The sequence below is a fragment of the Coleofasciculus sp. LEGE 07092 genome, assembly GCF_015207375.1.
GTDB lineage: Bacteria > Cyanobacteriota > Cyanobacteriia > Cyanobacteriales > Coleofasciculaceae > LEGE-07092.
Window position 1 is genome coordinate 1 of the sequence record NZ_JADEWY010000160.1, and the last position, 13,140, is coordinate 13,140.

The window sequence follows — 13,140 nt, forward strand, 5'->3', positions numbered from 1 at the left end:
AGCTGGGGAGCTGGGGAGCTGAGGAAATATTGAGCTATTTCTACTAGTAGTCCCTAATTCTACTAGTAGTCCCTAGGAACCTATCGGAAAAGTTCTTAGATCTAAAACTAGATATACACCCAGATCTGCGGTAATCTGCAATTAAGTAGGGTTATACCACTCAGAACGCTCGTTTTGGATAAGTTCTAGGTTTAGTTTGCCCAAAACTGTTGCTATGTCTATCAGTCAGCAGCAAGTTAAGAGAAAGGAGCGATCGTGACAAAAGTAATTATCATTACAGGCGTCAGTCGAGGTTTGGGTCGAGCCATGACAGAGGGATTCATTGCGTCAGGACATACTGTCCTCGGTTGCGCTCGTTCTGAGATAGCCGTTCAGCAACTCAACCAAACCTTTGGCGCACCCCATAATTTCACAGCGTTGGATGTTGCCGACGAAGCGCAGGTAATGGCTTGGGCAAAACTCCTGCTTTCTGAATACAGTCCCCCCGATTTGCTCATTAACAATGCCGCCATTATCAACACCTTAGCTCCCCTCTGGGAAATTCCCAGCCCGGACTTTTCTCGCCTCATCGATATCAATATCAAAGGAGTAACGAATGTCCTTCGCCACTTTGTCCCGGCAATGATCAACAGAGGCAGCGGCATCATTGTCAACCTGAGTTCCGGTTGGGGGCGTTCAACTTCTCCTCAAGTCTCCTCCTACTGTACATCCAAGTGGGCAATTGAGGGGATGACGCGATCGCTCGCCCAAGAACTCCCCAAAGGAATGGCTGCTATTCCCCTCAGTCCTGGTATCATTCACACGGATATGCTGGAAGTTTGCTATGGGGAGGCGGCTGCTTCTTATACATCAATTGAAGAGTGGGTGAAAAAAGCCGTTCCCTTTTTACTACAGTTGTCTGCCGCCGATAACGGTCAGCCATTAACAGTTCCGGCATGATAGAATCAAGTCTTGTTTATCTGAAGTAGCAGGCTTCCTTTGGGCGGCAAAAATTACTAAGGGGAAGTAAAGCGTATCTTCACAGAGTTTTTACGGAATAACTCCTTGTATATGCGCTAAAATTGAAAAAATTCAGCTCAAAGGGCTGAATAATTGTAAAATAATTAGTTAAACTGGCTCAGTTAGGGTAGTGTATTCCTGAAGGTCAGTAAACTATTAAGAACCAGGGAGGATCGGTCAGTAGTGGGCAACGTTTACAAATGCCACTCCTATAAAGCCAATTTTGATCAAGCGGAACTGTACCAGACTCAGTGGGATGAGTACTTAATCATTCCTATCTGTGAAAAAGAAACGGGACGCTGGACAATAACCTGGCTGGAATCAGAAAGCTTACTTGAACCGACGATTACAGACCCGTTTGGAGGTTTTGATTTTCTGAGCGCTCAAGAAGCGATCGCAGCCGCGAAAACCCTCATTGACCATTGTTCGGAAGTTGCCGCCAGGAATGCCATGGAAGATAGATTGCTGGAAATGTTAGAGCGATAAGAGCTAAACGCAGCGTGGCAGAAATAACTATCCAGTTGAAAACGGTTAAAAAGCTTACTGTACAAGTTTTCTTACCTCCTGCCTTCTGGCACTAAGCGTCTATCCTTAGGTAACGACAAAATTACCTTACAATGTGCAGTAGGTTAGCAAGAATTTGGTGATGGAAAAGCGACGCTTAGGCAACTCTGATATTCAAATCACTCCGATTATCATGGGTACTTGGCAAGCGGGTAAGCGGATGTGGGTGGGGATTGAAGACGCTGAAACGGTTAAAGCCATCCGAGCGGCGTTTGATGCCGATATTACAACAATTGATACAGCCGAGGTATACGGTGAAGGTCACTCCGAGCAAATTATTGCACAAGCCTTGTCGGATGTCCGCGACCAAGTGGTCTATGCCTCGAAGGTATGGGTCAGTCATCTCAGGTATGCTCAAGTCCTGGAGGCGTGCGATCGCTCGTTAAAAAACCTTAACACGGACTATATCGACCTCTACCAGATTCACTGGTTCCCCGGTGCCTTTAATACTCAGGTTGTCCCCCTTGAGGAGACGATGAACGCCTTAAATAAGTTAAAGGAGCAAGGTAAGATTCGGGCAATTGGCGTTTCCAATTTTTCTCGGACTCAGTTGGAAGAAGTCTGCCAGTATGGACAGATTGATAGCTTGCAACCGCCCTATTCCTTGTTCTGGCGTCAGGTCGAGACTGATGCTCAACCCTACTGTGTTGAGAATAGTATTTCAATTCTCGCCTACTCCTCCTTAGCACAAGGATTACTCACTGGCAAATTCGGACGTGATCATCAATTTGAGGAAGGGGATCATCGGGCAAAGAATCGGCTATTCAAAAAAGAGAACTATGAACGGGTGCAGCAAGCCCTTGACAGGTTGCGCCCCATTGCCCAGCGTCATAACTGTAGCCTTGCCCAACTCTCCCTTGCTTGGTTGATTGCCCAGCCACAAACTAGCGCTATTGCTGGCGCACGTCATGAAGAACAAGCCTCTAGCAACGCCAAAGCGACGCAGGTAAATTTGTCTGCTGAAGAGTTACAAGAAATTGACGGGATTGGGCGGCTCGTTACAGAGCATTTGGACGATAATCCTGTGATGTGGGATTGGGATTCCTGAGCAGAATTATGCTAATTTATTGATTGGGCTTTCTATTCGGTCGTAGGGGTGATTTCTGTAAATAGGCAGAAATTTTACCGATTCTTTATCTTTCCAACTCGTTAAGGGTGGAATTTCTTCAGGTCAACTTACGCAGAAAATTTACCGTTTGCCGCTTTTTCGTGAAGATGTCTCTAGCATCTTTGCCACCTAGAGTAATGTTAAAGGAATTCAGCTCCCGACAGATGGGGAATATACTCGGATGCGGGAGCTTTAGTTTGAGTAATTTGAGGAACTGGAGGTGGGTGTCATTAGCTTTGGCAGCCCTTAAAGTCCTTGAGAGTTTTTGGGGGGTCAGTCGTCAGCTCAACGTTCACAAGGCAAGACCCCCTAGTGGATGGAGTTTGTCTTTTGGTTGCGGGAGAACGAACCCTTTCTCTCACAACTAGCGCTCGGCTAGAGCTTGACGCTCAAGCATTCACCCGATCAAGTTAAAGGGGCTTCTTGCTATAGCCCATTCACTTGGATTAACGATAGCGTTAATCACTACCCAACCATCGATAACGATTTTTGATAAGTAAGTAGGATGACTCAAGTAGTTATTGGTCAAAACGAAGGAATTGATTCAGCTTTACGTCGGTTTAAGCGTCAAGTATCCAAAGCAGGAATTCTGGCAGAGGTGAGGCGGCATCGTCACTTTGAGACTCCCCAGGAAAAACGTAAGCGAAAGGAAGTTGCACGGCGTAAAAAGCGTTGGAACTAGGTTATTGTTTGGTTAAATGTTTGACACTTATCGAGAGGTGTTAGGTGTTAGGTGTTAGGTGTTAGGTGTTAGGTGTTAGGTGTTAGGTGTTAGGTGTTAGGTGTTAGGTGTTAGGTGTTAGGTGTTAGGTGTTAGGTGTTAGGGAAAATTTCTTCATCACCTACGACCTATAACCAATCCACCTATCACCTGGCTCTTTCAAAGCCAATTTCCTAAAGCGATTTGTGATCATGTTTAAGATCAATCATGATATCCCGTTTAGGCAATGTCTCAGAAGGCTGCCAGAAAGGAAGGTACTGTTCTAACTCGGTAGGTAGGACTTTTGTGCGATCGCACTTTTAACTACAGCGCTTTTCAGGTGAGTGAGGTACTCAAGATCCCCGACTTCTTGGAGAAGTCGGGGATCTTGCTTGGATATACTTCATCAACCTGAAATATGCTGTAAGTATAGAGATATGGAGCCACAGCGTTAATCAGCTACGTTTCTACTGGTAAATCGCTTCTGCCTGAGGGCATACTTAAAACAGTTGCTCAGTAAGTTTTATGCCTGGTTTAAACCCTCTACCCTTCAAATTCCTGCGTAAGAAAAGTCAGAGCAGTTTGGGAATCGATCCCTCGGTCATCAGCACACAGCCAGTGATATTGAAGCCATCAGTACCCCCCTCAAAATCACTCGCTGCTCTAGCCAAAGAAGCTGAGATACAGTACTACGCTAACTACGGAAAACCCAGGCGACGTGGATTTGGGAAAATCATTTGGACTCTTCTACTCATCGGCGTTCCCAGTGGGATTTTGGTAGCAACCGTTTGGGCTGCTAATTTACCTTACCCAGTAATTCGCCGTCCTGTGGCGCGGACTGCCCCGATTTTACTGTTGCCTAGCTATATCACCATAGACTCCAACTACCGACAAGCTATCACTGCGGTTGAACAGGCTGAACGACTCATCAACCAAGCGACAAGTCCTGCTGACTTAGAGTTAGGAGAACAAAAAGTTAAAGAAGCCCAGCAGCATCTCGACAAGCTGCCAATTGGGTTTATAAACGATTTGCCAGAATACAAATATTGGTGGTATGACTCCCGCTTTAGCATCTACGGCTTCAATGCCGCCCGTAAAAAGGTTGGGGAATTAGAAGCCAAGGCGTTTCAAGAAAAGAATGCTCAGACGTTGCTCACCGATAGCGAACAGGAACTTCTCAAAGCTAAACAGCAATATCAGCAAGCATCAACACCAACGGATAAACAGCTAGCAATCTCAGCTTGGCGTTCGGCTATCGATAAATTAGAGCAAATTCCAGGTCAGACGTTAGCCGGTAAAGCAGCACAAGCCCAACTCGATAATCACAAGCGAGATTTTAAAGAAGTTGTTGGTCTTGCGGCTGGTAATGAGCGTGTCACCACGTTAATTCTGGCTGCACAGCAGTATTCCTGGCAAGCCGCTTTAGCCGCACAAAATCCACCTCATAGCGTTGAAAAGTGGCAACAGGTAGAAAACTTATGGCGAGAGGCAATTAACGAACTTAAGCGGATTTCTTCTGATGATTTGGCAGGCTATGCAAAGGCACAGGAACTACTAGCACAGTACAAGGCTAACTTGGGACAAATAGAAATCCGACGCCAAGAGGAAGCAGATGCTGTCAACGCCTTGGAAAAAGCACAAAACCAAATTCAAGCCTTACTCCGTTATGCTCCCACCAGTGCTAACGATATAAACCGCAACCGCACAATCAGCGACTTACAGGGCATTATAGATGAACTGAAAAAGATACAAGATGGTACAACTCCTTACTTGGAAGCCCAACAGCTTCTGCTCTCCGCACAGAACAAACTCAATCAGCTTCAGCAATAAAGTGCATTAAAGTATTAGCGATAGTCGCAGGCTGACCTCAAATTCAGGTTTTTTGTCCCCCTTTCTGACTCAGTTCCTATGCAAGCTGGTTGGGAGACATCTGTTTTTTGTACGATAGGTTGTAGAGAACAGGTTAAACAACCTGCTCATACCCAGAGCAATTTCCCGCAGGACAGTTATGTTGCTAACTCACCATGCCAAGCAAGTACTTGATGCCATTGTTCAAAACGATCCGCTTACAGCTTATTGGTTATCAAGAGATATGTAAATCATAAAAATACCCAAAAGTCAAGTATTGGATACGCGAGTTAAGCAAAATTTACTAAATTGAATGATCGTCAAGACTTCGGTGCTGGCTAGCTTACTAAAAGTGATGCCCCAACTGCGGCAACAAGTGTATTTCAAGTCGTCTTTGACCGCACTCTCCCATGCAATGGAAGATCAGGTTTTAGCTGGCTCAGAGCAGCCCTTAATCATTGCCTGCTTTCAGCGAGAGCGGTTCTACCGTCAAGAAGCCCATCGATATCGACGAATTGCCCAACGGACGCATCAACTCTATGTGTTGGCAGCCCCAGAAACCGAGTTTAAGAATAGTTCGGACAGTCACGAAAGCATTGCTTTCGATCCAGCCGATGCTCTGAGTAAAGAATGGCATTTAGTCGTGATTGGGCAACAGTATGCAAATTGCCTACTTTGCCGGGAAAAAGCGACACCCATTTCCAATAGGCTTAATTCTGAGATGGACACGTCCCGTCGTTTTGAAGGCATCTGGACCTTTGACCGCAACGTTAGCATCAAAGCGGCTGAGTTACTCTTAAATCGCATTGAGGTGTACCGTCCTGAATTGGCAGATAAGCTCCAACAGGCAAAAACTGACTATTTAGGAGAGTTAGCCACCGAAGGTTCTGGATTTCCGGCGGACTCTCCCAATCCTGACCCTTTTGTGCAGCGCTTGGTGACTTACTTGCAAGCCGGTCAGTACAAGCTGCTCAAAGCCTACCGCTCGATTTCCTTGCAAGAACACAGAGAGCGTCTAGTTAATTCAATTACCACAACCATTCGGCGATCGCTCGACCCCCATGAAGTCATGGAAATTGCCGTCCAGGAATTGGGACGCGCTATGGGTTCCTGCCGCTGCTTGATTTACCGCTGCAATGCAACCGATTCTGCTGCCATCATCACCCACGAGTATTTAGAAACTAGAGATAGAGACGGGATTAACCTTTGCTCAACTGTCGGACAGCAATGGCCCCTGCAAGACAACTTCCTATTTCAATCAATTGTCGAGCATCAAGAATCACTGTTAGTAGAAGACACTCAACAAGACCCCCGAATTAACCACACTAGAGCCAAAAGCGCCAATTCTCCCTCTTCAACCTTAAAAAATCTAGTGCAAACCTTTTCAATGCGCTCTTGGCTGATGGTGCCAGTATTGTATCAGGGGCAGTTGTTGGGAATGGTAGAGTTGCACCATTGCGGGGAAATACCCTATCGGTGGAAAGATGAAGAACTGGCTTTAGTCGAAGCGATCGCTACTCAAGTTGGTGTTGCCCTAATTCAAGCTCAAGCTTACGCCAACCTGCAAGATTTGAACCAGCAGCTAGAAGCCTTAGACCGCACCCGCAGCAACTTAGTCGCCATCACCGGTCACGAACTGCGTACCCCCCTCTCTACCGTTCAAGTTTGCCTGGAAAGCCTAGCTACCGAACCCGATATGTCGCCGGAGTTGCGCCAAGTGATGCTCAACACCGCCCTTTCCGACACCGAACGGATGCGGAAACTAGTGCAAGATTTCCTTACCCTTTCCCGCTTAGAAAGTGGTCGCGTGGAATGGAACTTGGAAGCCCTTTCCCTGCAAGAGTGCATTGACCTATCCCTCAGCCAAATCCGCTCTCGTTGGTCTGAGGGAGAGCGACCGCAAATTATTACCCAAGTTCCTGATAACCTTCCTTTAGTCCGAGCTGATGGGGAGTGGCTGGTCGAGACTCTCGCCAAACTGCTCGACAATGCCTGCAAATTTACCTCTCCTCAAGGAAAAGTCACCATTGATATTCAGTACAGCGGTAATTCTATGCTAAAAATTACCGTCGCCGATACGGGTCGCGGCATTGAACCCAACCGTTTAGAAGACGTATTTGATCGCTTCTATCAAGAAGAAGGTGCTCTGCGGCGCACCACGGGTGGTACAGGATTGGGCTTAGCAATTTGTCGCCAAATTGTCAAGGGGTGGGGCGGGAGAATTTGGGCAGATTCTGCGGGTAAAGACCAGGGTTCTCAGTTTCACTTCACCGTACCGATTATTGCTCCCACTTCAGAGTCAAAACCATCTAAAGGTAAAGGGAAGCGAGGGAATAAGCGATCGGAGGTTAGAGGATAAGTAACTGAAGGGGAAAGGAGACAAGATGCTACTGCTATAGTTCTGTCCTATCAAGGGTGATTTAAACCCTGTTTAATTAACTACGCTAGAATTTAATTACAATCCTCAGTCTATTTACTTGTCCAAAAGTATAGATTTATCAGAAAACAATAAACAGCACTTATTTGCCAAAATTTCATCTATCTAGAGAAGGATTTTTAAAGACGAATAGACGCATCGGGTATTCTAATAAGTTCTATCATGGGATAGAAGCTTAACCCTCAATTCAATTGCTAGTCTTAGTTTAGCAACTTAAATAGTGCAGAGTAATAAAAAATAAGGAGAAAACGTATGGATATCATTGCTTGGTTAGTTTTAGGTCTGATTGCTGGTGCGCTTGCTAAACTGATTTATCCGGGACATCAAGGCGGCGGCATCTTTGCCACCATTGGATTGGGAATCCTCGGCGCTTTACTTGGAGGATTTATCGGGCAGCTCTTGTTTCAAAGTCCGGGAGCCGCAGCAGCATCAGCAGGCGCTTTGAGTATTTCGAGCATTATCTTTGCTGTTCTCGGAGCTATGCTATTGATTTTTCTGTGGGGTTTGTTCACTCGCCGTTCTGCATAATAAGCTGATAATTAAGTTAGTGGTACATCACATCGAGCCAAAGATAGGGAAAAAGGGGGGGGGAAAGTTTCTTTTCCCCTTCTATACTTTACTGATTCGTATCTAGGGCAGGTGATGGAGCGATCGCACTATAATAATTTAACAGTATACTTCCCGCTTCCTCCAAGCTTTTCCCAAAGGAAATAATTCCCTCTTCATGACCTGCCATCACTAAAATTTTTTTCTCTATTAACCTATCTGCGTTAAACAAGCGGAGCATTTCTTTCGCCATTTCCGGCGTTCCATAGCGACAATTTTTGGCAGTTGTCGGTACTTGGTACATCAATTTCTGCCATAGTTCGAGATGGTGGACGTGAATAACAGCATTCACAAGAGGATTTGCTTCATAGATAACCGCATGGGTTAAAGACTCAGAAGACGCTTGAATGGCTCCTTGGCAGGTTAAACAATTTTGGTCTAAATCAAAATCAATAACTCTTGTACAATGCTGCTCATTTAAAGAGAAAAGATGCCCCGTTTGCGTTCCAGAGATAATAAATTGTCCCGGTTGAGCAGCACGAATGCTAATATTACCAAAGCCAATCCCACTCTCATAGATACCAATTAAACCGAGATGGTAAAATTTATTTCTCCAGCAATTGAGTTCTTCAATTTCATTGCTATTAATTGGGTCTGACTTAATCCAGTCGCATTGATACTTAACATACCCTTCATCAATCATAATAGGGTTTTTCTTTGAGATGTGGAACTTGGGTTGATGCTAATAGGGAATAGAAAATAGGGAAATAACAGCAGTAAACTCTTCTCCAATTGACAAAAAAGGGACAAAGGTAGAGGGATTTTCCCTTTTTCCTTCCTCCCTTTTTCTTTGCCCAACTTTAACCTATCATACCAACAGGCTGCTGCGGCTGCTTTTCTTCTTCTGGAGGTAATCCCAGCATCTCCTGGTATAGCCGTATATATTGTTTAGCTGAGATATCCCAGCTAAACTCCATGCCCATCCCTCGTTGCTGTAAAGCTTGCCATTGCTCTTTATAGCGGAAGCCTTCCCAAGCCCGAATCATACAAGTATAGAAGTCTAAGGGTTCGTAGCGGTCAAAGCAGTAACCTGTGCCACTTTGGGTAACGGGTTCATGGTGGGAGACAGTATCCACCAAACCACCAGTGCGCCGTACAATAGGGACGCAACCGTAGCGCAGCGCTAACAGTTGGCTCAAACCACAGGGTTCAAAACGAGAAGGCATCAGAAAGACATCGCTACCCGCATAGATGCGCCGGGAAAGGGCATCATTATAAAGGAGTTGGGTTGACATTCGACCGCGATAGCGGGATGCTAACTGCCACATTTGGGTTTCATAGTGGCGATCGCCTGCACCCAACAGCACAAATTGACAATCAGTATAAGCCATGAAACGATCTAAGACCTGAAGTAATAGGTCAATCCCTTTTTGCTCAACTAATCGCGTCACCATTCCCATGAGAATAGCACTAGAGTTTACCTCTAAACCCACTTCTTCTTGCAATGCAATTTTGTTTTGGCGGCGTAACTCAAGGGTATCGCCAGTGAAATTCTCAGGGATGTACTTATCTGTTTCTGGATTGTAACTTTCAGTATCAATGCCGTTGAGAATGCCAACCGTTTTACTACTAATGAACGATAACAAACCTTCTAAGGTTTCACCGTATTCAGCGGTGCGGATTTGCTCGGCGTAAGTCGGCGAAACCACGCTCACTCGGTCAGCAAATTGAACGGCAGCCGCCATGGTATTATGACCTTGCATATACCAGGGACACCAAGTTATCTGATCTAAGCGCCAGCGCCAAGGACCTTGGTATGCCAGATTGTGAATCGTAAACACCGTGCTGATATCCGGCGATTGATGCATCCAGACTGGAATCATACCAGTATGCCAGTCGTGGCAGTGAATAATTTGCGGCTTCCAATAGTTCCAAGCAAACTCAGCCGCACCATTGGAAAACAGGGTGAACCGCCAGTCTTCATCATCGCCAGAGTAAATGTTACGACCCGAGAAGGCAAGATGTCCGAATAGGTACAACGGCACATCGCTTCCCGGTAAAACTGTCTCGTAGACAGCAAACGACTCGAACATGGCATAGCCATGCCAGATTGGTTCTTTCGGAATCTTTACCTTGTCGGGCAAAAAGCCGTAGTAGGGCATGAAAATCCGTACATCATGCCCCATCTTTCTTAAAACTTTCGGTAACGCTCCCACAACATCTCCCATACCGCCGACTTTGGCAATGGGAGCCACTTCTGCCGCAACAAATAAAATTTGCATAACCTGGTTTACAATCCTCATTTTTAGGCAACCAAGGTTTGCATTTTATACCAAGCTGCGACTCTTCAGTGCAATAAAGTAAAGGGAATAATCTGACTTAACTTTTGGATAGGGTTTCTTTTCCTGTTCCCCTTAACCGCGCTGAATTTGGGCAAAAATTTCATCCAAAATTTCTTGTGCTCCTTGTTGGCGCAACCGTTGGGCAAGTTCGATGCCAAGCTGTTCTGCATGGCTGGCATCACCTGCAACTGTATCTTTGATTAGTCGTTGCCCATCTAAGCTAGCAACCAAACCGGTAAGGGTGAGGGTATCGCCTTCTAAATGCGTATTAACCCCAATCGGCACCTGACAACCGCCTTCGAGTTCCCGTAAAAATGACCGTTCAGCGTAACAGCGTTGAGCTGTTGGGGTATGGGCGATTGCTTTGAGCAAGTCTAATATTTCGGTATCCCCAGCGCGGCATTCTATACCCAAGGCACCTTGTCCTACGGCATGGAGTGACACTTCTGAGGGTATGATTTGGTGAATGCGATCGCTCATTTCCAGCCTCTGCAATCCCGCTGCTGCCAAAATTAGGGCATCGTATTCCCCTGCATCCAGTTTTGCCAGACGGGTATTCAGATTGCCGCGAATATCTTTAAAGGAGAGGTGGGAAAAATGGTGGCGCAGTTGGGCGAGGCGTCGTAGGGAAGATGTGCCGATAACGGCTCCTTCGGGTAGGGCATCCAGTTGCTTATCCCGATGCTTTTCGTGTACTACCAGGGCATCAGCAGGGTTTTCCCGTTCCGTGACGCAGCCTAGAACCAACCCTTCTGGCAAATTGGTGGGTAAATCCTTCAGAGAATGAACGGCAAAATCAATCTCATTCTGGATCATCCCTAGTTCTAGTTCCTTGGTAAATAGCCCCTTATCCCCAATCTTGGATAATGCCACATCCAAGATTTTGTCACCGTGGGTACTCATCGTTTGAACTTCAAACTGGCGATTGGGAAAGTGCTTTTGCAGTCGTTCTTGAACCCAATAGGTTTGAACCAGAGCGAGTTGGCTTTTGCGGGAACCGATGCGAATGGTACGGGCAGGACTGGTAACGGTAGAGGACATAAAGCGATCGCGTCAAATGCGTATAGAGAGTCACCTAATCTAGACTACCGCAGCCGGGGACTTCTATTTCTATAGAGACGAACAACAGTCACAGCAGTTTTAAAAATTCGTTCGAGTAGAGACATTGTATACAACGTCTCTACTGTCGGACTAACCTTGAAGTAACTGTTCAACCCGTTGTTGGAGAGTCGGGTTTTGCTGAATAGCTACCAAAATCTCCTCGAATCGCTCAACATTTAAACCCTCAGCTTCAACGGCTTGCTGCATCTTTGACTGCATCATTTGCTGAATCTCAATCAAGCGATTACGGGCTTGCTCAAAGTTTTGCTGCTCCTCATCCGTTACCTCTGAGGTGGGTTGAGTTTCAGTATTGCTTTGTCCTCGGAGAATTTCTAGATACCGTTCAGGACTCAGCCCTGAACGCTGGACAGCTTCAAGCATTTCCACTTCCCCTGTCTCTTGGATAGATTGGAGCTGCTTAATCACGCTAGCAAACTGCTCTAGTTCTTGATCGCTAATTTGTTTCGATGCTGGTGCTTGCTGCTCCTGAGGAGGCATAGTTGGCGCTTGAGTTTGAGCTTGAGCTGGCAAGCTACTGGTAACGAACCAGAGAGCGAGGGCAACTCCTCCTGCTAAGAGTGACTTGAGCATGGTGTTTTTCTCCTTGAATGACTATCCGCTTCAGAAGAAGATCTGGCTTCCTCTAAGCAGCCTTGGGCATCTAGTATTCTTAGTAGTCCTTACCTGACTCTAATCCCAAAAAGTGAAAAAGCCGATAAGGGACTGTTTCTAGTTTAATGAATCTCGTCTGTCCCAAAGCCCATGTTCTGGCAAACGTCCTGCAACTTCAAGCTTGCAGATTGGGACTACACTAGTAAACAAATCTTTATAAACCCCCAATTCAAGGAGTAAAGTGAATGCCAGCTCGTTTTTGCACCACGACAACCCGGAAATTAATCACGTTCTTGGGTCTTGCCAGTTTCGGTATGGCAATCACTCTTCCTGCTACAGCTCAGATGGTAGCTAGTTCCGGTGAGATTAATCAACCTGCTGATAATAACAGCCAACCCCAGCAGCTATTAAAAGCCACACCGGGCATCTCCCTAGTGGCTCAAAGCGGCGTGAGAACTATTGCTGACGAACTAGAAACGGCGAATGATGCTTTCTCTACCCTCAGCGCTGCTATCAGCGCCGCCGGACTCACGTCAGCTCTAGCTGGACGGGGACCATTTACCATTTTTGCCCCCATTGATGAAGCCTTTGCCGCTTTACCCTCCGGCACTGTACAAACTCTCTTAAGACCTGAGAACAAAGCCCGATTAACCCGAATTTTGACTTACCACGTAGTACCTGGAAAGATCAACACCTTTGGTTTAACGCCCGGTTCTACCTTGCGTTTAAGAACGCTAGCAGGTCAACCTCTAACGGTGCGAGTCACGGATGCCAGCGAAGTGTTCGTTAATAATGTGCCAGTGATTATGGCAGATATCCCAGCTACAAACGGTATGATTCACGGCATTAGTGCTGTTCTCATGCCGTAGGTACTGTGTTGGTT

At 46.1% G+C, this 13,140-nt stretch carries 12 protein-coding genes; 8 read left to right on the forward strand and 4 right to left on the reverse strand.

The features are described 5' to 3' along the window. The first annotated feature begins 255 nt into the window (after positions 1 to 255). From IQ257_RS26085 to IQ257_RS26115, 7 genes are all read left to right on the forward strand, one after another. The gene (locus IQ257_RS26085) at positions 256 to 939 is read left to right on the forward strand and encodes an SDR family oxidoreductase (RefSeq protein WP_193879737.1); all 684 of its coding nucleotides are present in this window, start codon (positions 256 to 258) and stop codon (positions 937 to 939) included. A gap of 243 nt (positions 940 to 1,182) precedes the next feature. Next, entirely contained in the window at positions 1,183 to 1,485 is a 303-nt protein-coding gene (locus IQ257_RS26090) for a hypothetical protein (protein WP_193879740.1), read from the forward strand. A gap of 160 nt (positions 1,486 to 1,645) precedes the next feature. Then, entirely contained in the window at positions 1,646 to 2,611 is a 966-nt protein-coding gene (locus IQ257_RS26095) for an aldo/keto reductase (protein WP_193879741.1), read from the forward strand. A 565-nt stretch (positions 2,612 to 3,176) separates the two neighbouring features. Continuing rightward, entirely contained in the window at positions 3,177 to 3,353 is a 177-nt protein-coding gene (rpsU, locus tag IQ257_RS26100) for a 30S ribosomal protein S21 (protein WP_193879744.1), read from the forward strand. Between the two features lie 543 nt (positions 3,354 to 3,896). Continuing rightward, a complete protein-coding gene (locus IQ257_RS26105; protein ID WP_193879747.1) occupies positions 3,897 to 5,201 on the forward strand; it encodes a hypothetical protein in 1,305 nt (434 codons plus the stop codon). A gap of 331 nt (positions 5,202 to 5,532) precedes the next feature. Beyond that, positions 5,533 to 7,578, forward strand: a complete 2,046-nt coding sequence (locus IQ257_RS26110; protein ID WP_193879763.1) for a DICT sensory domain-containing protein — start codon at positions 5,533 to 5,535, stop codon at positions 7,576 to 7,578. 330 nt (positions 7,579 to 7,908) lie between these two features. After that, entirely contained in the window at positions 7,909 to 8,184 is a 276-nt protein-coding gene (locus IQ257_RS26115; RefSeq protein ID WP_193879766.1) for a GlsB/YeaQ/YmgE family stress response membrane protein, read from the forward strand. A gap of 88 nt (positions 8,185 to 8,272) precedes the next feature. Here the strand turns inward: IQ257_RS26115 and IQ257_RS26120 are convergent, their stop codons facing one another. The 4 genes from IQ257_RS26120 to IQ257_RS26135 form a co-directional block, all read right to left on the reverse strand. Then, a complete protein-coding gene (locus IQ257_RS26120) occupies positions 8,273 to 8,905 on the reverse strand; it encodes a class II aldolase/adducin family protein (protein ID WP_193879769.1) in 633 nt (210 codons plus the stop codon). A gap of 157 nt (positions 8,906 to 9,062) precedes the next feature. After that, positions 9,063 to 10,484: a glycogen synthase GlgA gene (glgA, locus tag IQ257_RS26125; RefSeq protein WP_193879772.1), complete on the reverse strand. Its 1,422-nt coding sequence runs from the start codon at positions 10,482 to 10,484 to the stop codon at positions 9,063 to 9,065. Positions 10,485 to 10,616: 132 nt separating this feature from the next. Continuing rightward, positions 10,617 to 11,585 carry a hydroxymethylbilane synthase gene (gene hemC, locus IQ257_RS26130; RefSeq protein ID WP_193879775.1) on the reverse strand — a complete coding sequence of 323 codons (969 nt, stop codon included), beginning with the start codon at positions 11,583 to 11,585 and terminating at the stop codon, positions 10,617 to 10,619. A gap of 150 nt (positions 11,586 to 11,735) precedes the next feature. Then, positions 11,736 to 12,236 carry a DUF4168 domain-containing protein gene (locus tag IQ257_RS26135; RefSeq protein ID WP_193879778.1) on the reverse strand — a complete coding sequence of 167 codons (501 nt, stop codon included), beginning with the start codon at positions 12,234 to 12,236 and terminating at the stop codon, positions 11,736 to 11,738. 266 nt (positions 12,237 to 12,502) lie between these two features. Here IQ257_RS26135 and IQ257_RS26140 point away from each other — a divergent pair, with 266 nt between their 5' ends. After that, entirely contained in the window at positions 12,503 to 13,126 is a 624-nt protein-coding gene (locus IQ257_RS26140; protein ID WP_193879781.1) for a fasciclin domain-containing protein, read from the forward strand. The last annotated feature ends 14 nt before the right edge of the window (positions 13,127 to 13,140 follow it).